This window comes from Phormidesmis sp. 146-33 (assembly GCF_052939515.1).
In genome coordinates, this window is sequence record NZ_JBJPHU010000009.1 from 40,546 (window position 1) to 66,727 (window position 26,182).

The 26,182-nt window shown below is 51.9% G+C and carries 4 protein-coding genes; all 4 read left to right on the plus strand.

The genetic code is table 11. The features are described from left to right. Positions 1–497 precede the first annotated feature (497 nt). Genes ACJ2PR_RS05985 through ACJ2PR_RS06000 form a run of 4 tightly spaced genes read left to right on the plus strand, consistent with a single transcriptional unit; the run spans position 498 to position 26,182 of the window. Complete coding sequence (locus tag ACJ2PR_RS05985) at positions 498–5,621, plus strand: beta-ketoacyl synthase N-terminal-like domain-containing protein (RefSeq protein WP_446876350.1); 5,124 nt, start codon at positions 498–500, stop codon at positions 5,619–5,621. An 11-nt stretch (positions 5,622–5,632) separates the two neighbouring features. After that, a complete protein-coding gene (locus tag ACJ2PR_RS05990) occupies positions 5,633–10,234 on the plus strand; it encodes a MupA/Atu3671 family FMN-dependent luciferase-like monooxygenase (protein WP_446876351.1) in 4,602 nt (1,533 codons plus the stop codon). Beyond that, positions 10,231–17,400 carry an amino acid adenylation domain-containing protein gene (locus ACJ2PR_RS05995; protein WP_446876352.1) on the plus strand — a complete coding sequence of 2,390 codons (7,170 nt, stop codon included), beginning with the start codon at positions 10,231–10,233 and terminating at the stop codon, positions 17,398–17,400. Before ACJ2PR_RS05990 ends, ACJ2PR_RS05995 begins: the two co-directional genes overlap by 4 nt. After that, positions 17,393–26,182 carry an amino acid adenylation domain-containing protein gene (locus ACJ2PR_RS06000; RefSeq protein WP_446876353.1) on the plus strand — a complete coding sequence of 2,930 codons (8,790 nt, stop codon included), beginning with the start codon at positions 17,393–17,395 and terminating at the stop codon, positions 26,180–26,182. Before ACJ2PR_RS05995 ends, ACJ2PR_RS06000 begins: the two co-directional genes overlap by 8 nt.

A 26,182-nucleotide genomic window follows, 5' to 3' on the forward strand; every position in this document is an offset into this window, starting at 1 on the left:
GTGATCTAATATTGAGATAGATTCTCAATAAAATAATGCCCCTACTGATTAAAGACTGAAGTATTTTTATTGTCAAGAACCTGACAAAGCTCTGACTAAATATAAAGTTGAATCAAATCCATATATTGCAAAGGTCTAAGCTACTCAACTTTTATTTCATACTAATTCTCATTAGGTCTTGCTATTCTGCGGTACTTTGTGCATAATTCTCAGTGGATGTCCAAAAGTACTAGCTTTCATTCAAGTTAGCTCTCCCGTTCAGCCCTTTATTCTGCAAGAATCCCTCGATCGGGAGATTTGAAAGATCGCTACCAGCAATTAATCTAATCGCGCGGCTTCAGTTTGTCTTCACCACTGAAGACTGGATGTATCAGTCCTATATCGCCTACTCACCGTCATAGTTTCAAAGTCATACAGCTATTTGGACGCTTGCTCAGAGCCGTGCTAGATCGCCTTTGTCAAGTCTGGTCTTAGATTCAATAGATGGGGGTGCCTCCATGCGTGATCACGATCGTCTACCAGACGACTATCAGCCTATTTCTACGCTTGTTGATCTGCTGCGCTGGAGAGCGTTCTCTCAGCCTGATCACTCAACTTACAAGTTTTTGACAGATGGCGAATTGGAAGCCGTTTCGTTAACGAATCGAGAGTTGGACAGTCGGGCACGCTCTATTGCTGTGCAGCTTCAACAGATTGGAGCGGAAAAAGCGCCTGTATTACTGCTCTATCCGCCTGGTATTGACTACATTGCAGCATTTTTTGGTTGCTTGTACGCAGGCGCGATCGCAGTACCAGCCTACCCGCCTCGTCCTAATCGATCGGCAGCGCGATTGCAGGCGATTGTGGATGATGCACAACCCAGCATTATTCTCACAACGACGGCTATTCTAAATCACGCAAACCGTTTGGTGACCTGTCATCAATCCCATTGGATCGCAACAGATGTACTGACTGATTGTGCAACTGATTGGGAGGCACCACACATTCAAGCGGATGCGATCGCGTTTCTTCAATACACCTCTGGCTCAACGGCTGCTCCTAAAGGAGTAATGGTTACTCATACAAACCTGCTGCATAATTTGAGCTTGATTCGTCAGCAGTTTGATGTAACCTCGGAGAGTAGCGGTGTAATCTGGCTGCCGCCCTATCACGATATGGGCTTGATTGGTGGGGTCTTGCAGCCACTCTATAGCCAGTTCAGCGTGACGCTGTTTTCCCCAGTTCTATTTCTGCAAAAACCAGTTCGTTGGCTGTCGGCAATTTCCCGCGATCGAGCTACTATCAGCGGCGGCCCTAACTTTGCCTACGAGCTTTGTATCGACAAAATTACTCCAGAGGAACGCGCTACCTTAGATTTAAGCTGCTGGGAAGTGGCATTTAGCGGAGCAGAACCAATTCGCGCCGAAACCTTAGAGCGATTTGCGACCCAGTTTGCAGGCTGTGGATTTCGTCAACAAGCGCTCTATCCCTGCTATGGCATGGCGGAAGCGACGCTGTTTATTTCTGGAGGAGCAAAGGAAGCCCCACCCGTTTTTCAAAGGGTTGAGAGTCAAGCACTGGCAGAAAATCGCGTTGTTGTGTCCCCACAACAGTATGATCATCAACGGTACGATAGCCAACGGTTGGTAGGCTGTGGAACAGCGGCACCCGATCAGCAAATTCTGATTGTTGATCCAGAGACGCGAACTCCCTGCGATTGCGATCGAGTGGGCGAAATTTGGGTGGCGGGTTCCAGTGTAGCTCAGGGCTATTGGAATCAACCGGAAAAAACCAGCGAAACCTTTCAGGCAGCCCTTGCAAATACTCATGCAGGCTGTTTCTTGCGAACAGGAGATTTGGGATTTCTCAAGGATGGTGAACTATTCATTACGGGTCGATTGAAAGATCTCATTATCATTCGAGGTCGAAATTACTACCCTCAAGACATTGAATTGACAGTTGAGCAAAGTCATCCTGCACTGCGATCGGGCTGTGCGGCTGCGTTTTCAGTGGATGTAGCAGGCGAGGAGCGTCTAGTCGTTGCTCAGGAAGTGGAGCGACATGGCTCAAAAACTCTCAAGCTCGATGAAGTGATCCGGGCGATCCGTCAAGCAACTTCTGAGCAGCATGAACTTCAGGTTTATGCCATTCTTTTGCTAAAAACAGGGAGTTTGCCAAAAACCTCTAGCGGCAAGGTTCAGCGTTATGCTTGTCAGCAAGGATTTTTGGATCATTCACTGCAAGTGATCGGAGATTGGGTAGAAGCTTCTCTTGGTACAGACTTTTCACAATTACAGCATGAGATTGATGCACCTCACCCACAAGTAGAAGAGATCCGTCAATCTTCTCACTCTGATCAAACGGTGGAGGTCATTCAAGCCTGGTTAATTGACCAAATTGCTCAACGATCGCACTTGCCCTCTAATCAAGTCAATCTTCACGAACCCTTTGTGCAGTATGGACTCGATTCGGTTGCCACTGTCAGCATTTCAGGTGAGCTAGAGAAACGATTGGGAAAACGGCTTTCCCCAACCTTGATTTATGACTATCCCACGATCGCCTTACTAGCAGATTATTTAGCTGGAGATAGCACTACACCTGCCTCTAATCAGGATAAAAACTTGACTCGTACGACAGAGCCGATTGCGATCGTAGGTTTGGGGTGTCGCTTTCCGGGTGCAACTGATCCAGATGCTTTTTGGGAATTGCTACATCGTAGCACTGATGCAATTACACGAGTGCCCAGCGATCGTTGGGATGTGGATATGCTTTATACAGCCGATGCTCCAAAACCAGGAAAGATGACAACTTGTTGGGGTGGCTTTTTAGAGCAAGTCGATCAGTTTGATGCTGACTTTTTTGAAATCTCCCCGCGTGAGGCAAAGTCTATTGATCCACAGCAACGATTGCTTCTAGAAGTCTCCTGGGAAGCCCTGGAACAAGCGGGACAATCTCCTGCCCAGTTAGCAGGGAGCCAAACTGGAGTCTTTATTGGCATCAGCAGCAGTGATTATGCCCGGTTACTTGCCAGCGATGTTACCCAGCTCAATGCTTATTCAGGAACGGGCAATGCGATTAGTATTGCGGCAAATCGGCTGTCCTATTGGTTCGATTTGCGCGGCCCTAGTTTGGCGATCGACACGGCCTGTTCCTCTTCTCTAGTCGCAGTGCATACAGCTTGCCAAAGTTTGCGAACTGGGGAATGCAATTTAGCATTAGCAGGCGGCGTGAATTTGATGCTATCACCAGAGTTGACGATCGCGTTTTCTCAGTCGCAAATGATGTCAAAGGAGGGGCGCTGTAAAACATTTGATGCCAGTGCTGATGGCTATGTTCGCGGAGAAGGCTGCGGTGTTGTAGTTCTCAAACGCCTGTCTGATGCATTACAAGATGGCAGCCAGATTCTAGCGATCGTGAGAGGTTCAGCGATCAATCAAGATGGTCGTAGCAATGGAATCACGGCTCCAAATGGACTGTCTCAACAGGCAGTGATTCGTCAAGCATTGTCTAATGCTGGTGTGTTCCCCAACCAAATTGATTACATTGAGGCACATGGAACGGGAACTCCACTGGGCGATCCGATCGAAATCAATGCGATACAGACTGTATTAGGAGAAAACCGCGCTCCAGAGAAGATTTGCAGAATTGGCTCAGTCAAAACCAATATTGGGCACTTAGAAGCCGCTGCTGGAATTGCAGGGTTGATTAAAGTAGTTTTAGCCTTACAGCACCAAGAAATTCCGCCACATTTGCATGTAGAGACAATCAATCCCTACATCACATTAGAAACTCCGTTTGCGATCGCAACACAGTCCCAACCGTGGTTAGCAACTCATCAAGCGCGTTTAGCAGGCGTTAGTGCTTTCGGCTTTGGAGGCACCAATGCTCATGTGATTGTTGAATCAGCACCAGAATCGGCAGTTGTACCCGCTGAGGTCGAGCGTCCGTGTCATTTGTTCACGCTCTCTGCTAAAAGTCAGGCCGCATTACAGGCGTTAGTCCGCCGCTACCAGACCGTTCTGGCACAGCCCAATCTATCCCTGGCAGATGTCTGTTTTACGGCAAATACTGGACGATCGCAGTTCACGCACCGTTTAGCGATCGTTGCTTCCTCCACCGATCAGCTTTCACAACAGTTAAACACTGTATCTAGACAGTCCTGTTCTAATCAGCGCCCCAAACTTGCCTTCTTGTTTGCCGGACAGGGAGCGCAAGCGATCAACATGGGACGGCAACTGTACGAAACTCAACCGATGTTCCGGCAGATTCTGGACAAGTGTGAGCGCATATTGCAGCCTTTTTTGGAGGTGCCGCTATTGTCGGTACTTTATCGAGATCCTGGGCTGGCTCCACTGTTACACCAAACGGCTTATACTCAACCAGCCTTGTTTGTCTTGGAATATGCACTAGCGCAGCTTTGGCTGTCGTGGGGAGTGGTGCCGGATGTGGTGATGGGGCACAGCGTGGGTGAGTATGTGGCTGCCTGTATCGCGGGAGTCTTTAGTCTAGAAGATGGACTAAAATTGGTGGCTGAACGAGCACGTCTCATGCAAGCCCTGCCTCAAGATGGCATTATGGCAGCGGTATTTGCCGAAATTGCAACCGTTCAAGCGGCGATCGCACCTCATCGCGATCAAGTTACGATCGCCGCAGTCAACGGTTCTGAAAATGCAGTAATTTCAGGAGAGCGGCTGGCTGTCGAGGCGGTTTTACAGCAGTTCAAAGAAATGGGAATTCGTTGCCAACCGTTGACGGTTTCCCATGCTTTTCACTCGCCTGCCATGCAGCCGATTCTAGAATCATTTCAGCAAATCGCTGGAGAAGTGGCTTTCAAAGCTCCACAGCGAAAGCTGGTTTCAAATCTGACTGGAACGCTGTTTGATCCCACCACAATTCCTGATGCCGCCTATTGGTGCCGCCATTTGCGGGAACCCGTGCAATTTGCCGCAGGAATGCAAACCTTGCAGCAGGAATGCGCTGTCTTTGTAGAAATCGGCCCGGCTTCAACCTTATTGAATTTGGGGCGGCGCTGCTTACCACCGGGAGCGGGGCACTGGTTTCCATCGTTGCGATCGGGCGAGGAAGATTGGCGATCGCTACTTACCAGCTTGGGAGGACTGTATGTTCAGGGTGTTGAAGTGGATTGGGATGGTTTTGATCAAGGCTATCCCCGTCGTCGCGTATCTTTGCCAACCTATCCGTTTCAGCGTCAACGCTATTGGCTTGACTCGTTGAAGCCTGACTGGAATTCACCTCACGAGCAAATCCATCCGTTACTCGGTCAGCGGATGCAGTTGGCACAGTCGCCTAATGATCACACTTGGGAAAGCACCCTGGGATCACAACAGCTTCCGTACCTCAAAGACCACCGCCTCCGGGGTACTTCTGTGCTGTCAGTGAGTACTTATGTGGAAATGGCGATCGCTGCTGCAAAGCAGGCATTGGGCGCAGAAACACCGCAAATTGCTGACCTGACGCTTCATGCGGCCCTGCCAATTTTGCCACAACCGCGAACCGTGCAAATTTCGCTGTTCGATCGCGGCGATGGCTCGGTCGATTTTCAGGTCAATAGCTGCTCTACAGCAGCCAATGGTTCATCGCCGCAGTGGATTCGTCACGCCACGGCTGTCCTATTACCGTAGCAGGAATTTCTATGCAATTCGGTTTCATGTTCTTTGCCAGTGGCGAAGACGCGCTGCTAGAAGAAAAATATCGTCTGGTCATTGAAAGCGCCCGGTTTGCCGATCGCCACGGCTTTACAAGCGTGTGGGTTCCAGAACGGCACTTTACCCAGTTTGGCTGTCTCTATCCAAATCCTGCTGTACTTCATGCTGCCCTGGCGCGAGAGACAAAGCAAATTCAACTCAGGGCAGGGAGTGTGGTTTTACCGCTGCATCCTCCCGTTCGAGTTGCCGAAGAGTGGGCAGTGGTAGACAATCTCTCTGGTGGCAGGGTGGGCATTTCGTTTGCGGCGGGCTGGAATCCAAATGATTTTGCGGGTTGCTCTGATCGCTACGACGATCGGCATGACCTTCTGTTTGCCGGAATTGAAACGGTTCAAAAGCTGTGGCGAGGGGACTCTATCTGGATGCCGAATGGCAAAAATATTCCAGTTGAAATTCGCATTTACCCGACCCCGATTCAATCAGAATTGCCGATTTGGGTAACAGCAGCAGGCAGTCCCAAAACCTTTATTCGCGCTGGTGAAATCGGAGCCAATCTACTCACGCATTTGTTTGATCACACGGTGGAGGAACTAGCTGAAAAAATTGCGCTCTATCGGGAGGCTCGATCGCGGCAGGGTCACGATCCAGCAACAGGGCAAATCACCGTCACATTGCACACCTTGATTGGAGATGATCTGCAACAAACTCGTGAACAAGCGCGAAAACCCTACTGCAATTACCTAAAATCTAATCTGCCTTTGCTCAAGGGATTAGCAGAAAGTCGAGGCTTAACCGTTGATGTTACCCAGCTTTCCGCAGCCGATCTAGAAGCTTTGGCAAATCTGGTGTTTGAGAAATTTTCTGCGAGTCGATCGCTAATTGGCACACCAGAAAGCTGTTTACCGCTGATTCAACAACTGGAGCAATTGGGCGTTGATGAAGTTGCCTGTCTGCTGGACTTTGGATTAGCTGCAAATCAAATTCTCGATCATTTGCCGCACTTAACTCACCTTAAGGAAGCTTGTACTGGTGCAAATAGTGACTTGAGAAATCGATCGAGCGATCGTCCACAATCTACTACAGAGAATTCACTGCGTGAGATCCAGGTTCGTTGCTCCGAATCGGTGACTGCCTCAGAGTTTTATGAGAACTTGCTAACAGGGGGCGTGGAATTTGATCGCAGTTTTCAAGGAGTTCAGCAACTCTGGCGACGCGATGGAGAAGCGCTAGGAGATATCCATCTGCTGGAAATATTGGAATCAGACTGCGCCGATTACAGCCTGCATCCAGCCTTTTTAGATGCCTGCTTACAGGTATTTCTTGCCGCACTGCCCCGTACGATCGTGGATCAAGAGCGATCAATACAATATCTTCCCGTTGGCTTCCAAAGATTGAAGCAGCATCGCCCCCTGGAAAAGCGGGTGTGGAGCCATGCGATCGTACACTCAGAAATCAGCCCGACTGCTGAACAGTTTGAAGGAACGGTACAAATTTTGGATCAAACGGGTGCTGTGTTAATGGAGGTGATTGGACTCCGGTTGCAGCGGGTGTCTGAGCCGCAGTTACCCCCCCAAAAACTACCTGAGAACTGGTTTTACCAAATTGAGTGGCAACCGATCAGCCCCCCCATTGCTGCGCTTCAGCCTGCCGATTGGCTGCGATCGCCCCAGCAAATTACCGAGTGTTTGTCTCCATCCACACCGTCTGAACTCTCGATTTATCGGGAGCTTAACCCGCAGCTAGAAATCCTCAGTACGACCTACATTCTCTCGGCATTTCAGCAGTTAGGCTGGAATTTTTCAGACGGTGCGATCGTCTCCACTGCTTCCCTGACTGAATTAGGAATTGCACCAGCGCATCAACAGTTATCAGAACGCCTGCTGCAAATTTTGCAGGACGATGGAATTTTGTGCCAACTAAATTCAACCCAGTGGAAATGCAATCTTCCAGCTCACAGAGAGGCTTCACAGCTATGGAATGATCTATGGGCAATTTATCCTGCCTGTCGTGCCGAATTAACGCTGTTGGAGCGCTGTGGAACCCGACTAGCAGACGTGTTGCGAGGACAATGCGACCCCCTGCAACTACTCTTTCCTGACGGATCGCTGGATTTAGTCGAGCAGCTTTATCAACACGCTCCAGCCGCTCAAGTCATGAATCGCTGGGTGCAACAAACGATCGCTGGAGCTGTGAACAATCTACCCAAAGGTCGCCAAATCCGCATTCTAGAAATTGGGGCTGGAACCGGAGGCACGACGGCTCAGGTGCTTCCATCCCTACCTGCCACGCAAACAGAGTATTGGTTCACTGATGTTTCGCGGTTGATGACAGCGAGAGCAGAACAAAAATTCCACAACCATCCATTTGTGCGGTATGGAGTGCTGGATATTGAGCAAGATCCACAGTCTCAAGGCTTTTCTCCACAGCAGTTTGATGTGATTCTGGCAGCCAATGTTTTACATGCCACAGCAGATTTGCGGCAGACCTTAGAGCATGTGCAGCAATTACTGGCACCGGGCGGATTACTCGTATTGCTAGAAGGGACACAGCCTCAACGATCGCTCGACTTAGTTTTCGGTTTAACAGAGGGATGGTGGAAATTTACAGATCGATCGCTGCGTCCTGATTATCCGTTACTTAGTCAAGAGCGCTGGTGTGAACTGCTAAAAAGCACTGGATTTGCTGAGGTGAGCGCGATCGCGCCTGAAGGAACTCCAGTACACCAAGCGGTGATTGTAGCTCAAACACCTGCGATCGTTGAGGACTGGCTGATTTTGGTTGATCAGAGCGGAGTCGGCACAGAACTAGCGAAACAGCTTCGAGCAGATGGAAAGCGGGTGAGCCTGGTTCAGGGCAAGGGGTCTGAAGACGCTCGATCGTGGTTACAGCAGTTCGACCAGACAGCCGCTCTCAAGGTAATTCACCTCAGCAGTCTGGATCTACCTGACACCAACAGTTTAACAACCTCTGAACTAGAAGCGGCTTCAGGGGGACTTTGTTCTGATGTTTTGTCTCTTCTTCAGTCGCTCACATCCAGTCAGTCGCAACTATGGCTAGTGACTCAGGGGAGCCAGTTTGTTCAACCGACTGATTCACAAGCTATTGTTCCGTCCTTACTCTGGGGATTGGGGCAAGTGATAGCAGTGGAGCAACCCCAACGTTGGGGCGGATTGATTGATCTTGATCCGAGTGCATCAGTTGAACAAAATGCTGCTGCACTATGGCAAGCAATCTCTGGGAATCCCCCGATCGCTTACCGACAGGGGGAATGGTATACGCCTCGCTTGGTGCAGCATCAGGCTACTGTCCAATCCGCAATTCAGGTTCAGTCAGAGGGTAGCTACTTGCTGACCGGAGGATTGGGAGATCTGGGTCTGTTGGTAGCACAATGGCTAGTTCGACAGGGAGCGCGACATCTGATTTTGCTAGGACGATCGCTCCTGCCGCCTCGCAGCCAGTGGGATGCGCCCCAAGAGAGCCGTGTGGCAAATCAAATTCAGACCGTTCGGACGATCGAGGCATCTGGGGCAACCGTTTATCTAGCGACTGCCGATGTAGCAGACGAAGCCCAGATGATCGCAGCGCTACATCACCTACAAGAACAGGGATGTCCCGAAATTCGTGGGGTGATGCACTTAGCAGGAGTTCCTCAACCGCTGGTTCCACTTCAGCAGTTGGATCAGGAAACCTTGACAGCGGTGTTGCGCCCGAAGGTGCTGGGCAGTTGGGTTTTGCATCGACTGTTTGACCATCAGACGCTCGATTGGTTTGTTCTATTCTCGTCCTGGGCAGGACTGTTGGGAGCCGTTGGGCAGCAGTTGGGCAGCTACAGTGCCGCCAATGCGTTTTTGGATACCCTGGCTCACTACCGTCGTTCGCGGGGGCAACCCGCTCTGAGTATTGCCTGGGGAGACTGGGCGGAAGTGGGAATGCGATCGCGCTACGTCCAGGAGGGTTATCGACTGTTGCCAGATAGCTGGACTCTTCTGCCTGAACAGGGTCTAGCCGCGCTGGAACATCTGCTGCATCAGGAGATAGCGCAGGTGGCGGTGTTACCTGTGCCCTGGTCGGAGTTCTTCCAGGTGTTCCCAAATGCTGACTCGTCGCTGTTGCAACAGCTTGCCAATCAAGCAACCAATCAAGCAACTGAAACTCAGCCATCGATCGCCCCAACTTCCTGGTTGCAGGCGCTAGAGAGCCTTCCTACCAACGGACGCATAGAGGCGCTGCAAGCTCACATTCAGGAACAAGCTGCCCATGTGTTGGGAATTCAACCTCCCCAGCGCTTAGACCCGCAACGAGGATTGTTTGAACTGGGGATGGATTCTCTTATGGCGCTGGAACTAAAGCATCGATTGGAATCCAGCTTGGGATGCTCAATTCCGGCAATTCTGGCGTTTGAGCATCCCACAGTCAGCGCTCTGACCAACCATCTAGCTCAAACCCTGTTGAACTGGAAGGAACCCACGATCGCGAAAGAGATTGCTCCTGCGATCGACTTAACTGATCCTTTAGCCAAAATTCAGCAGTTGTCGGACGACGAAGTTGAGCGGCTGCTATCCGAAAAAATGTCTGGGGCAATCCTATGAATGCATTTCTAGAACAAATTACAGACCTTTCTCCAAAACGGCTGGCACTGCTGGCGGTGGAGTTGAAATCCCAACTGGATGCCCTTCAGCAGTCCAAGACCGAACCGATCGCGCTGGTGGGCATGGGCTGTCGGTTTCCTGGAGCCAATCATCCGGCTGCATTTTGGCAACTGTTGCGGGATGGAATTGATCCGATTTCAGAAGTGCCCCCAGAACGCTGGCAGGTAGATGCTTACTATGATCCCAATCCGAATGCTCCTGGTAAAACCTACACGCGCTGGGGCGGATTCTTATCGCAAGTGGATCAGTTTGATCCCGATTTTTTTGGTATCAGTTCACGGGAAGCCATTAGCATAGACCCACAACAACGGTTGCTTTTGGAGGTTGCCTGGGAAGCACTGGAACATGCCGGACAAGCCCCACGCGATTTGATGGGCAGCAAGACTGGGGTATTTGTTGGGATTGGCACCAGTGACTATGCCAACTTGCAAGCCAGAGCCGAAAATCCGGCCGCGATCGATGCCTACCTGGGTACGGGAAATGGCTTTTGCTTTGCCGCAGGTCGCCTGTCTTATCTATTGGGATTACAGGGCCCAAGTCTGGCGTTGGATACCGCCTGTACCTCGTCGCTGATGGCAGTTCATCTGGCGTGTCAGAGCCTCCGCAACCGGGAGTGCAATTTGGCGTTAGCTGGAGGCGTGAATTTGATTCTGTCACCAGAGGCGAACGTGATTTTTTCTAAAACTCGGTTGATGTCTGCTAAGGGTCGCTGCCGTACCTTTGATGCAGCAGCCGATGGCTATGTGCGATCGGAAGGCTGCGGCGTGGTGGTTCTGAAGCGGCTCTCTGATGCACAGGCGGCGGGAGATCACATTTGGGCGGTGATTCGCGGGACGGCGGTGAATCATGGCGGTGCGAGTGGTGGCTTAACGATTCCTAACGGGGCAACACAGCAGACGGTAATCCGAGAAGCCTTGTCGCAGTCCGGCGTTCAGCCTGCTCAAATTTCGTATGTCGAGGCGCAGGGAACCGGAACCCCGATCGGTGATCCGATCGAAGTTCGGGCGCTGGCGGCAGTGTTGGGGGAAGGGCGATCAGGAGAAACTCCGCTGTTCCTCGGCTCTGTCAAAACCAATATTGGACACACAGAGACTGCTTCGGGGATGGCCAGCTTAATTAAGGTGGCGTTGGCGCTGCATCATCAAGAATTACCGCCGCATCTCCATTTTCAGCAACTTAATCCCACGATTTCGCTGGAGGAGATTCCTGCCAAAATTCCAACTCAGCGCACGCCTTGGATGCCCATTCAGGGAAGACGGATTGCTGGAATTAATGCGTTTGGTGCAAATGGCACGAATGCTCATGTGATTGTGGAAGCGCCTCCGGATCAGCCAGTTCAGTCTATTGAGTTCGATCGTCCCTTGCACCTGTTCAGCGTTTCGGCAAAAAGTCCAATTGCTCTGCGATCGCTAGTTCAGCAGTATGTGGAGTGTCTCAAGGATCAGCCACCTGAGAGGATTGCAAACCTTTGCCATAGTGCAACAGTCGGACGATCGCATTTTAACTACCGCTTTGCCTGTGTTAGCCATTCTTTAGCAGAAATTCAGCAGCAGTTAGTGATCTGGTTGCATCAAAATGCGAGCGAATTGATTGATCAGCCAACAACAACAGAGCGACACAAAATTGTCTTCTTGTTTCCCGGTGACACAGCGGCATGGGTAGGAACTCAGCTATACCAAACTCAGCCGACGTTCCGACAGATTTTGCAGCAGTGCGATCAGCGATTGCAGCCTATTCTGAAACAGTCACTTCTTTCGCTGCTTTATCCCAACAATGGCACTGTAGCAAAAGTGAGTGAGTCAGATTCGGCAGCGATCGCGTTTGTACTAGAGTATGCGCTGGCGCACTTGTGGCAGTCTTGGGGAATTCAGCCGGATGCTGTTCTGGGATACGGAGTAGGAGAATTGGTAGCCGCTTGTGTGGCGGGCGTGTTGAGCTTAGAGGAGGCGTTACGGTGCATTACTCACCCATCAGAACATCCTTTGCAGACTGCGGCTCCCTGTCTGACACTGGTTTCTGGAGCAACCGGACAACTTCTAGATCACAACACTGCAAAGACTGATTGGCAACAATGCTTGTCTCGATCGACCAATAGCCTGACAGGAATTCAAACGCTTCTAGAGCAAGGGTTTCAATCCTTTCTAGAAATTGGACTGCACTCCACATCGCTGGAAGCTTTGCGGCAAAAGTTCTCTACTCAAACCCAAGTGTGGCTGCCGTCTCTTGAACCTCAAACGGGCGACTGGGAAACCCTATTGAATAGTCTGAAGGAACTTTATCTACACGGCTTTGAGGTTGATTGGGCTGGCTTCGATCGCGATTACCCCCGTCAACGGCAACCGCTCCCTACCTACCCATTTGAACGTCAACGGTACTGGCTAGAGTTAGACGATCGTCCGCCAATTGAAGCCCGATTATCCCGCTCTAGCGTGTCCCGTGAAACGCTGCTGACCCTGAAACCAGAGTCGCAACAGCAAGCATTAGAGAGCTACTTGCGCGATCGCATTGCTCATGTGCTAAGAGTTCCATTGGTAGAGATTGAATCATCGCGATCGCTCAAAACCCTGGCGCTGGATTCCATTATGGCACTGGAACTAAAGAGCGATTTAGAAACTGATCTAGGAGCCACGATCGCCCTTACAACGCTGCTGGAAGAGACTTCAATCACAGATTTAGCGGCTCAGTTGGTTCACAAGCTTGCCACCGCAACTCACCCAGTTCTGCCCCAAATTCAACCCGACCCAGAGCAGCGCTATCAGCCGTTCTCACTCAACGACATTCAGGAAGCATACTGGATTGGTAGAACGCAATCGTTTGAGATGGGCAACATTGCCGCTCATGTCTATGCCGAGTTCGACAGTTCCAATCTAGATTTACATCGGTTGAATGATGCATTTCAACAGTTAGTAGTACATCATGATACGCTGCGGACAATCATCTTGCCCGACGGACAGCAGCAAGTTCTCGCCTCGGTGCCTCCTTATCAAATTCACGAGTGGGATCTGCGCGGCAAGTCTCCAGAAGCCATGACCGCCGAACTCGCCGCGATTCGACAGCAGCTATCCCATCGAGTACGCCCGCCCGACATCTATCCCCTCTTTGAAGTTAGTGCAGCGCGATTGGATGACCAGCGAATCCGCGTGTTTCTCAGCTTTGATAATCTGCTCGTAGATGCTGCTAGTCTGGCGCTGTTACTCAAACAGTGGCGGCAGCTTTACCAGCAGGACACTGCGCTTTCTAAGTTGGATCTCAGATTCCGCGATTACGTTCTAGCGCTGAAGACCCTGGAAGCCTCCGAGGTGTATCAGCGATCGCTCACCTACTGGCAAGCCCGAATTCCCCAACTGCCCCCTGCACCAGAACTTCCCCTGGCGATCGCACCGACTGCCATTGACACCCCTCGGTTTGTACGTCGGACTGTCACACTGTCGCAGGAAATTTGGCAGCAGTTGAAGCAGCGCGCCGTTCAAGCAGGTTTGACTCCATCGGGAATCCTGCTGGCTGCCTATGCCGATGTGTTAGCCACCTGGAGCAAAACTCGTCACTTCACAATTAACCTGACGACGTTCAATCGGTTACCGCTCCATCCTCAAGTTAACGATCTTGTCGGTGATTTTACGTCCCTTACTTTGCTTGCAGTCGATTACAGTCAATCAGCTTCCTTTCAACAGCGTGCCCAACAGCTTCAGCATCAATTGTGGCAAGATCTGGAACACAGTGCAGTTAGCGGTGTTCGGGTTTTGAGAGAACTCTCTCGCGCTCAAGCAGGGGCCGGACGAATCACCATGCCCGTGGTGTTCACCAGTCTGCTGGCAAATCCGCAGATGCAGGATGAAACAGCATTTGCGACCGAATGGCTGGGCAAGTTGGTCTACAGCATTGCTCAAACCCCTCAAGTTTGGTTAGATCACCAGGTTTACGAGGACAACGGAGCGCTGGTGTTCAATTGGGATGCTGTGGAGGGATTATTTCCAGACGGGATGGTAGATGCGATGCTGACTGCTTACTGTCGCCTGCTGGAAGATTTAGCAACTTGCGATCGACCCTGGCAGGCAGATCGATCAGTATTGCTACCAACGGCAGATCAAGCGTTGCAGACTACCTTGAACGAGACGACCGCTCCTGTATCAAAGCATCTGTTGCATACTCTGTTCATCGCACAGGCTCAAATGCAGCCGGATCACTCTGCGGTGATTGCACCCGATCGCACCCTTACCTATGCAGAACTCTTGCGTCGGGCTACTTACATTGGGCATCAGCTACGACGATCGGGAGTGCTGCCAAATCAACTGGTGGCGATCGTCTTAGAAAAAGGATGGCAGCAAGTTGTTGCGGTATTGGGAGTCCTGATGGCGGGGGGTGCCTATGTGCCGATCGATCCGGAACTGCCGCAGGAACGCCGCTGGTATTTGCTAGAGCAAACTGCCGTTCGGCATGTTCTGACGCATCAATGTCTCCAAGCGTCGTTCGCTGCTAGCCATTTGCAGGTTTGGGATGTTGAGGATGCAGACTGGACTGACGAGCCGCTTCTAGAACCTGTGCAGCAGCCAACTGATCTTGCCTATGTGATCTACACCTCCGGATCGACAGGGCTTCCCAAAGGTGTAATGATCGACCATCAGGGAGCCGTTAACACGATTCTGGACATCAATCAGCGCTTCCTGGTCGGATCACAAGACCGCGTGTTTGCCCTTTCTTCTCTCAGCTTTGACCTCTCTGTGTATGACATTTTTGGAACGCTGGCAGCGGGCGGCACGATCGTCCTGCCACCTGCAACAGCCACGAAAGATCCCGCCGTTTGGTCAGAGATTTTGGAGCGCGAACACGTCACACTGTGGAATTCAGTTCCCGCCTTGATGCAAATGCTTCTGGAGTATGGCGCAGGGCGCTGCGGAGTGTTACCGGACAGCCTGCGGCTGGTGCTGCTGAGTGGAGACTGGCTGCCACTTTCCTTGCCCGATCGCCTCAAACAATTCGTTCCAGCAGTGCAAGTGGTCAGTTTGGGCGGAGCGACTGAGGCTTCGATTTGGTCGATTCTGTATGCGATCGCGGCTGTTGATCCAGCTTGGAAAAGCATTCCCTACGGGCAGCCGATGCGAAATCAGCAGTTTTATGTACTAGATGAGCAATTAGAGCCGCGTCCAGTCTGGGTTCCGGGGCAGTTGTATATTGCGGGGATGGGTTTAGCGCAGGGCTACTGGCAGGATGATGCTAGAACGATCACCAGTTTCATCGACCATCCTCGACTCGGACGGCTCTACAACACTGGAGATTTAGGGCGATATTTACCCAACAGGCAGATCGAGTTTCTGGGGCGCGAAGATTCTCAAGTGAAGCTGCGGGGCTATCGGATTGAGCTAGGGGAAATTGAAGCGACTCTGGAGCAACATCCAGCGGTTCAGGAAGCAGTTGTTTTAGCAACGGGAGACGGATCACTTCAGCAACTTGTAGCGTATGTAGTTCCTGCTGTAGATAAATTAGATTCACTGTTTTTGCAGCGGCAAGCATCAATGACACCCAAACAGTGGGAGGTACTAACGAAGTCGCTCCAGCCGTCCCCATCTGTTGAGGCGATCGATCTCAAGACGTTCTCAGAATTTTGGCACTCTCTAGAGCAGCTTTATCTCCACGCTACAGGCGTTGCATTACAGAAGCTAGGAGCCTTTCAATCTGACAATGATGCTGATGTGACAGAACTATTGCGGCACTGTCAGATCCAGCCCCGCTATCAACGCTGGCTGCAACGGGCACTGACTCAACTAACGCAGCATGGCTGGCTGAGTCAGCAAGGCGATCGCTTTGTGCAAGTATCTCCCTTACCGACCCATCTATCTCGCGATCTGATTGCCCGTGTTCACACAGGAGCGACACAAGGTTGGGGATTGAGTCAGGAAGCAACCCAACTACTCCTTCAGGTAGCTGAAAATCTGGCGGATATCCTAACTGAGACGCAGCATTCAGCCGAAATTTATGCTGCCGACGCAGTTCCAGAAATTTATCAAAAGCAATTTCAGGCAAGCAATGCCGTAATGCGATCGCTAATTAGCAAGATTGCCGAATCCTGGCAGTCAGAACCGCTGCGAATTCTGGAGGTTGGTGCCGGGATCGGTTCCACGACGCTGCATTTATTGCCTGTGCTTCCCCCCGATCGTACAACTTACCTATTCACCGACATTTCTAGCTATTTCTTGCAGCGGGCGCGATCGCGGTTTGCGGCTTACCCATTTCTGCAAACCGGACGGCTAGATTTGGAGCAAGACCCGCAGGAACAGGGCTATGAATTGCATACATTCGATATCGTAATTGCCTCCAGCGTCCTTCATGCCACCCGCAACATCAGCGAAACCTTGCACCACATTCGTTCGCTTCTAGCACCAGGGGGACTCTTACTGCTACTAGAGGAAACCCAGTTCCATCCTGCCTTTGATCTCAGTATGGGGCTGCAACAGGGCTTCGATCGATTTGAAGACACCCATCTGCGACAACAGCATCCCTTGCTGTCTCAGGCACAGTGGCGGCAGGTTCTCACCGCTACCGGGTTTACCGATTGTCAAATCCTGGCTCAATCTGGCTCGATCGCTGAGTGGCTAGGGTTTGATGTGCTGCTGGCGCGAAGTCCTGCATCGGTTCAGCACTTTCAGCCACAGAAGCTCCGAACGTTTCTAGCGGAGAAGCTACCAGAGTACATGCTACCGTCTGCCTATATGCCGATGGAAACCTTACCGCTAACGGCAAATGGGAAAGTTGATCGTCGATCGCTGCTGGCTTTGAAGCGTCCCACTGCACCGAGTTTAGACTCTACGTTTGTGGCTCCGCGCACAGCGATCGAAACAGCACTAGCAGACATCTGGTGCCAGCTTTTGAGCCGTGATCAGATTGGCATTCACGACACTTTCTTTAATCTAGGGGGAGACTCCCTGCTAGCAACCCAGGTAATTTCCCGCGTTCGTGAAACCTTCTCAGTAGAGGTGTCGCTGCGGAGCTTGTTTGATCAACCTACCGTGGCAAAGCTGGCTGAGGTGATTGCTCAGTCGATTGCCGATCAAGTTAATCCTGACCTGCTGGCAGAACTAGAAGCTGAATTCTTAGGGGGAGATTATGAATAATGCCGATCGGATAGCCAACCTATCGCCGGATCAACTGGCGAAACTGACTCAGCGGCTTCAGCAAAGTCGGCAGGCGCGATCGCGAATTCAGCCCCAACCTCGAACAGGTCATGCTTTTCCGCTGTCATTTGCTCAACAGCGATTGTGGTTTCTACATCAGCTTTATCCAGAAATTCCGCTTTACAACGTGCCCGCAGCCGTCGATCTCAAGGGTCGGCTACAGGTATCTGGTTTGCAGCAAAGTCTGACCGCGCTCTGTCAGCGCCACGAAGGACTACGAACCATCTTTACCACATCGGATGGAGAACCGATGCAGGTCATTCAACCTGCTGCATCCTGGGATCTGCCAATGATAGATTTACAATCTCTGCCCCCATCTGAGCAGGAAGCAGCCGTGCAGCAGTTGGCAACTGAGGTAGCACAACGCCCGTTTGATTTAGCGCAGGGCCCACTGCTACGAACAACCCTGCTGAAGTTGGATGCAGAGACGTATGTTCTCCTGCTCAATGTGCATCACATCGTGGCGGATGGTTGGTCGCTAGGAATTTTCGTTCGAGAACTGGCACTGCTATACGAGGCGGTTCTGGATGGGAAGTCCTCGCCGCTACCGGATTTGCCCATTCAATACGTCGATTTTGCAGTGTGGCAGCGGCAGTGGTTGCAAAAGGATCTGGAGCAGCATTTATCCTACGGCAGACAGCAGCTTGCGGAAGCTCCGGCAGTTTTACCACTCCCCTGCGATCGTCCCCGTCCTCCAGTGCAAAGCTTTCAGGGAGCCGTGCAAGCGCTTCACCTACCTAAGTTACTCATTCAACCGCTGCGATCGCTGGGACAGCAGCACGGGGCGACCCTGTTTATGACGTTGCTGGCAGCCTTCAAAACACTGCTCTACCGCTACACGGATCAAACCGATATTTTGATTGGCGCTCCGGTAGCAAACCGCAATCGCGCTGAGACAGAAGCTCTGATGGGGGTGCTGGTAAATCCGCTGGTATTGCGAACCAACCTGGAGGGCGATCCCACATTTCTGGAACTGCTGCAACGAGTGCGATCGGTTGTCCTAGAAGCAAGTCATCATCAAGATTTACCGTTTGAAAAACTGGTGGAGGCGGTGCAACCAGAGCGGAGTCTCGGTCATGCGCCACTGCTTCAGGTGATGTTTACCCTGCAAACCGCGCCGATCGCGCCGCAGAGGTGTGGTGGATTGAGTCTAAAACCGCGCCCTCTGCACACAGCAACGACACAATTTGATTGGGTGATGAACTTGCTGGAAACCGCCGACGGCGTTGAAGGCTGGATCGAATACCGCACTGATCTCTTTGACGCTGCAACGATGCGCCGCATGGTGGATCATTTTCAGACGCTTCTGACTGGAATTGCGTCAACCCCTCATCAGCGGCTTTCTCAGTTACCGCTTTTAACAGAACCAGAGCGGCATCAGCTACTAGAAACCTGGACTCAAACTCAGACGGACTATCCGCAGGTATGTCTGCATCACTGGGTGGAAATGCAGGCGCAACAGCACCCAGACGCGATCGCCGCTCTATGGAACGAGCAACCGCTTAGCTACGGGGAACTGAACGATCGAGCAAATCAGCTTGCTCACTTCCTCCAAAGTTGGGGAGTCGATCCTGATCAACGGGTCGGGATCTGCTTAGAACGGTCTCTAGACATGCTGATTGCGATCCTGGCAGTTCTCAAGGCTGGAGGCGCTTATCTGCCGCTTGATCCTGACTACCCTAGCGATCGATTGGCATTTATGCTGGCTGATGCACAGATCGTTGGCTTAGTGACCCAGCGTGATCTGCAAAGTCGATTGCCGTCTTACTCAGGTTCGATTGTCTGCCTGGATGCAGATTGGAGCGCGATCGCTGCCTGTTCCACCACAAATCCTGCCAGTTCTGTCACGCTGGATCATCTGGCTTACGTCATTTACACATCTGGTTCTACCGGACAGCCAAAAGGCGTGCTGCTGACTCATCGCGGACTGGCAAACCTGAGTCAGGCACAACAGCAAACCTTTCGCTTATCGTCAGACAGCCGCATTCTGCAATTTGCCTCGTTTAACTTCGATGCGTCGGTATGGGAACTGGTGATGGCATGGCGATCGGGAGCCACACTGTATCTAGGTCGATCTGATCAGCGATTGCCCGGTTCGCCATTGCAGCAGTTTTTGCAAACTCACGCCATTACTCACGCAACGCTGCCCCCGTCTGCTCTCGCCGCTCTGTCTCCGTCTAATCTGCCTGCTCTGCATACACTGATTGTGGCGGGAGAAACCTGTCCAGCGGCGTTAGTTTCCACTTGGGCAGTGGGGCGACAATTTTTCAATGCCTATGGCCCGACTGAAACAACCGTGTGCGCTACGGTGGCTGAATGTACGGCGACGGATACGAACCCCTCGATCGGGCGTGCCATTGCGAATACCCAAACCTACGTGCTGGATCGTCACAAACAACCCGTTCCGATCGGGGTCATTGGTGAACTGTATCTCGGCAGCGTCGGGTTGGCGCGGGGATACCTGGGTCGATCAGACCTAACAGATCAGGCGTTTCTGCCCCATCCGTTCAGTTCTGTGGCAGGTAAGCGCTTGTACAAAACCGGGGATCTCGTGCGCTATCGCGCCGATGGCAGGCTGGAATTTGTCGGACGGGCAGATCAACAGGTGAAATGGCGCGGCTTTCGGATTGAACTGGGAGAAGTGGAAGCTGCGCTACGAAAGCATTCTGCGGTTCAAGACGCTGTAGTGATCCTGCGGCAAGATCCTGCCCAATTAGTTGCCTACGTTGTGCCAGAACCTGCCACGGACTTGAATTCCAACAGCTTACGGCGTGATCTGCTGCAACAATTACCCAGCTATTTGGTACCCTCTGTCTGCGTGCTACTGGAGGCGCTGCCGCTGAATCAAAATGGCAAGGTCGATCGCCGTGCCCTTCCTGCTCCAGATGCCACGCCTGCGGAGAGTTCTCCCATTCCAGCCCGCACCGCCACAGAAGCGATCTTAGTTGAAATTTGGACGCAGATCTTAGGGCGCAAGTCGATCAGCATTCACGATAACTTTTTTGAATTAGGTGGACATTCGCTGCTGGTGGCGCAAGCGATCGCACGGGTGCAATCTGCCTTACAGGTGGAGGTTCCGCTGCGGCGCTTATTCGAGGCTCCAACCATTGCAGAATTCGCCGAGAGCTTGAAATCAGAGCAGGCGATCGTTCAGTCGTTCCAGCCGATTCGACCCATTTCCCGTAGTGAAGTCTTACCCCTCTCCTTTGCCCAGCAGCGGATCTGGTTTTTGCAGCAGTTAGAACCCAATAATCCGGTTTACAACATTCCCACGGTGTTACATATCAGCGGTTCCTTGAATCTGTCCGCTTTGAAGCAAAGTTTCAACGCCCTCTTGCAGCGGCATGAAGTCTTGCGTACCAGTATTGAAGCTAAGGATGGGCAGCCCCAAGTAGTCATTCACCTACCTTTCAGCTTCAATCTACCCGTTGTTGATCTACAAGCACTCTCAGCCATTCAGCAGCAAACCGAGACGCAGCGGCTGGCGGCAGAAGTAGCGCAACACAGCTTTGATCTGAGTCAGGCTCCTCTTTTGCGGGTCACGATCGCGCAACTCCAACCCACTAAACACCTGCTGTTTGTCACTCTGCACCACTTGATTGGAGATGCCGGATCAGCACAAATTCTAGTGCGGGAACTGGCGGTTCTCTACGATGCCTTCTGCCACGGGAGATTTGCTCCCTTACCAGACCTCTCGATTCAGTACGTTGATTTTGCTGACTGGCAGCGGCGCTGGTTGCAAGAAGACGTGATGCAAGCCCAGTTAGCATACTGGCAGCAGCAATTGCACAACCCTCCCACTCTGCTCCCGCTACCCCTCGATCGCTCCCGTCCAGCCGTTCAGAGTTTTCGGGGTAAAACCGAACGGCTGCGAATACAGTCTCCGCTCAAACAGGCACTCCAGCAGTTAGGACAGCAGCACGGGACAACCCTATTCATGACCTTGCTGGCGGCATTTGCCACGTTACTGTCCCGATACACCCAGCAAACCGATATTTTGATTGGCACCCCGATCGCGAATCGCCATCATCCAGGGCTTGCCGATTTGATTGGCTGCTTCCTCAACACGCTGATCCTCCGTACCGATCTATCGGGCAATCCTCAGTTTTCTCAGGTGCTTGCCCAAGTGCGTGAAACGGCACTGAACGCTTACGCCCATCAAGATGTGCCGTTTGAGCAAGTAATTGAGACTCTAAACCTGGAGCGTCAGACCAGCCATACGCCTTTGGTGCAGGTGATGCTGAGTGTACATCCCGCGATCGCACCGCTCGAAACTTCTGGCTTAACCTTGACTCCACAAGCGAGCGTAACCAATACCGCCAAGTTTGATCTGACCCTGGTGTTTAGCGACTCAGAGGAAGCACTGCTGGGGGCACTAGAGTACAACACTGATCTGTTTGATGAGAGCACGATCGCGCGGTTATTGGAGCATTTTCAGACTTTGCTGGCTGGCATCGTGGCTGACCCAGAGCAGCGCCTTGCCAATCTGCCGTTGTTAACATCCACAGAGCGCCAAATCATGCTAGTGGAATGGAATCAAACCAACACCGAGACTCCTGAAGTGTGCCTGCATGAATGGGTAGAAGCTCAGGTGCAACAAAGACCAGAAGCGATCGCCCTGCGCTACCACGACTCCGCCCTCACTTACGACACCCTCAACCAGCGTGCCAACCATCTCGCTCACCATCTGCAACAGGTGGGAGTTTGCAGCGAAACTCGCGTCGGTCTATTTCTGGAGCGTTCCCCTGACCTCTTAATTGCTCTACTCGCCGTTCTCAAAGCGGGTGGCACCTATGTTCCCCTTGACCCTGCTTATCCCCCAGACCGCCTTACCTTCATCCTCACCGATGCTCAAGTTGCCGTGCTGCTGACCGACACAACTCTGGAAAATGTCTTACCTTTTGCAGGTCTGGTTTTGCCGCTCGATCAAGTCTGGCGTGATTGTTCATCTCGATCGCCTCTCCCCTGCCCAGCGACTTCAGCCCAGTTGGCATACATCCTCTACACGTCTGGCTCCACGGGCAGACCAAAAGGGGTGCAGATTCCTCATCGCGCGGTGGTCAACTTTCTCTACGCGATGCAGCAGGACTTGAACCTGAGTCCGGGCGATGTGCTGCTATCTGTCACCTCGCTCTCGTTTGATATTGCGGTGCTGGAATTGCTGCTGCCTCTCGTTGTGGGGGCCACGGTAGAACTGGTAGACCGAGCCACGGCAGTCGATGGCAGGCAGTTAGCCACCTCGCTCGCTCAGACACAAGCCACCTTCATGCAAGCAACTCCTGCCACCTGGCGACTGCTACTAGAAGCCGATTGGCAGGGATTACCGGGTCTAACGATGCTGTGTGGCGGAGAAGCCCTCACCCCCGACCTTGCTGCCCAGTTGTTACCACGCGGCGTGGCACTATGGAATCTCTACGGCCCCACGGAAACCACAATCTGGTCTACGCGCCATCGCCTCACTGATGCCACAGAAGCCGCCGTGATTGGACGTGCGATCGCCAACACCCAACTCTACGTTCTCGACAAAGAACAACAGCCTGTGCCCATTGGCATCATCGGAGAACTATACATCGGCGGAGCAGGCGTGGCGCGGGGGTATGTGGGACGAGATGACCTGACAGCAGAGCGATTTGTCCCGGATGGATTTAGTGCAACCCCAGGAGCGCGGTTGTATCGGACGGGTGACCGCGTGAAGTATCGAGCGGATGGCAGCATCGAGTATGTGGGGCGAGTGGATCATCAGGTGAAGCTGCGGGGATTCAGGATTGAGTTAGGAGAAATTGAAGCAATACTGTCTCAGCATCCTCAAGTCCGCCAAGTTGTCGTATTGCTCTCAGGAGAACCCCATCCGCACCTGCTGGCATTTGTTGTACCGCACGACTCACCGATCGCCGACTCTGCCTTACGAGAATTTCTCAAAGCGCAGCTACCAGAGTATATGGTGCCCAGCGAATTTCGAGTGCTGGAATCGTTCCCTCTGACTCCGAATCGTAAAATTGATCGTCGGGCGCTGGCGGCTCTGAAGCCTAGTCGATCGGAGTTAACCAACATTGCGGCACCCCGCGATCCGATCGAGTCCGCGATCGCGGAGATCTGGCAGCAGGTACTTAGTGTGGAATCCGTTGGCATAGATATCAATTTCTTTGAACAGGGCGGTCACTCTCTGCTTGCCACGCAGGTGGTCTCCCGGATTCGGGAATCATTTCAAGTCGAACTTCCACTACGTTGCCTGTTTGAATCTCCCACGATCGCAGCCTTAGCAGAGGAGGTGCGATCGCAGATCCAAGCTAAGTCAGAATCCCAGGTTCCGCCGATCGAACCCGTTCTCCAACGAGACAATTTGCCGCTGTCATTTGCTCAAGAGCGACTGTGGTTTCTAGATCAACTGCAACCAGGCGATTTTGCTTACAATATGCCGATCGCATTACGCTTGAGCGGCTTCCTGGATATCGCCATCTTGGAACAGAGTTTGAACACGATCGTGCAGCGCCATGAGATTTTGCGGACTACGTTTCCGCTCGTTGATGGCAACCCTGTTCAGGTGATTGCTCCGGTGCAAACAGTAAAAATTCCCATTGTTGATCTCAGTAGCCTGGAGCCAACACAACGCAATCTGGAGCTACAACAATTGCTTACCGAAGCGGCTCGTCTCCCCTTCGATCTGGCGCAAGGTTCATTAATGCGGACTGAGTTGCTGCGGCTGTCGGAGTCTGAGCATGTGGCGCTATTGACCCTACACCATATTGTTTCTGATGGCTGGTCGCTAGGCGTGCTGGTACAAGAATTGACCATTTGCTACAACGCCTTGCTAACAGGAAATCCTGCTCCACTGCCAGCCCTGCCCATCCAGTACGCCGATTTTGCTGTCTGGCAGCGACAATGGTTGCAGGGAGAAGTGTTGCAGCGGCAGATGTCCTACTGGCAGCGGAAACTCACCGGACTGCCCCAACTGAAATTACCGATCGACCCACCCCCATCCATCCCAACTGCACCGGGTGCGATCGCGACGTTCACCCTACCTCCCAATTTGGCGATAGCACTGAAGCAGTTGAGTCATCAGGCAGGAGCGACAATGTTCATGACGCTACTAGCAGCATTTCAAACACTGCTTCACCGCTACAGCGGAGCGGAAGAGCTTGTTGTTGGTACTGATGTAGCAAACCGCAACCATGCTGGAATTGAACCATTAATTGGTTTCTTCGTTAATTTACTGGTAATCCGAACGGATCTCTCTGGCAATCCCAGTTTTAGGAATTTGCTGCAACGGGTGCGAACGGTGATGCTGGAAGCCTATGCCCATCAGGATTTACCATTTTCTCGCCTAGTAGATGCATTGCGTTCCGATCGCCGCAGCCACACGCCCCTGTTTCAAGTTTTGTTTGTTTTACAAAATGCTCCCATGCCCCCGCTAGAGCTATCTGGATTAACCGCAACGCCTCTAGTGGTTGAAACAGGAGCCGCTAAATTCGATTTGGCATTGTTTATGGAAGATACGGATCAGGGAACCGTTGGCACCTGGAATTACCGCACAGATCTGTTTCGCCCAGACACGATCGCAGCCTTATCACGACAGTTTGAAGCCTTGCTCAACAGTATTGTGGCCCAGCCCGATACACCGATAGGTCATTTGAATCTGTACACCGATGCCGAAAAATCGCAAAAAGCAATCGCTCAAAAACAACGCAAGTTAGAGAGCCTGAAGAAATTTAAGCAAATCGTGCCAAAAGCGATCAGCCTGCCGCAAGGAGAACTGATTAGAACGCGAGTGTTACAATCCCATGCGCCGCTGCCGCTAATGGTAGAACCCGCGATCGAATCCTTAGACGTAGCAGATTGGGTCAGAGAAAATTGCGATTGGATTGAAACCCAACTATTGCAGCATGGAGGCATTCTATTTCGAGGATTTCAGGTTCCATCGGCTCAGGCGTTTGAGCAATTTGCTCAAGCAATTTGTCCAGAGTTATTTGAGGAGTATGGCGATTTACCCAGAGCAGGCATTAGCGGAAAAGTGTACGGCTCCACTCCCTATCCTGCTGACAAAGCAATTCTGTTTCACAACGAAAGCTCTCACCTGCATCGCTATCCGATAAAAATCTGGTTCTACTGTGTGCAACCTGCTGAACAAGGCGGAGAAACCCCGATCGTCGATTGTCGGCAGATGTATCAGCATCTCAGTTCGGCAGTCCGCGATCGCTTATCAGAAAAGCAACTAATGTACGTCCGCAACTACACGAAAGGGTTAGATGTAAGCTGGCAAGATTTCTTCCGCACCAGCGATCGCGCTATTGTTGAAACCTACTGTCACCAAACAGGAATCGAGTTTGAATGGCTGGATCATGACGGCTTAAGAACTCGCCAGATTCGACCTGCGATCATTCAGCACCCAAAAACCCAGGAGTGGGTATTTTTCAATCAGTTGCAACTCCATCATCTATCGTTCTTGGAACCGTCTGTCCAGGCATCCTTACTAGATTTATTTGGCGCAGAAATGCTGCCGCGTCAAGTTTACTACGGCGATGGGTCGGACATTGAAGCATCTGTTTTAACGGAAATTGAAGAGCTTTATCAACAGCTAAAACAGCAGTTTACCTGGCAGCCAGGAGACATTTTGATGTTGGATAATTTGCTGGTTGCTCACGGGCGTAATCCTTACATTGGGTTCCGCAAAATTGTTGTGGCAATGGGAGAGATGTCTGTCGATCGCCGCCTATCCGCCAATTAA

Excerpts from the sequence above, each read along its gene's own strand:
- ACJ2PR_RS05985 (WP_446876350.1), top strand. The coding sequence starts at position 498 with ATGCGTGATCACGATCGTCTACCAGACGACTATCAGCCTATTTCTACG.
- ACJ2PR_RS05990 (WP_446876351.1), top strand. The coding sequence starts at position 5,633 with ATGCAATTCGGTTTCATGTTCTTTGCCAGTGGCGAAGACGCGCTGCTA.
- ACJ2PR_RS05995 (WP_446876352.1), top strand. The coding sequence starts at position 10,231 with ATGAATGCATTTCTAGAACAAATTACAGACCTTTCTCCAAAACGGCTG.
- ACJ2PR_RS06000 (WP_446876353.1), top strand. The coding sequence starts at position 17,393 with ATGAATAATGCCGATCGGATAGCCAACCTATCGCCGGATCAACTGGCG.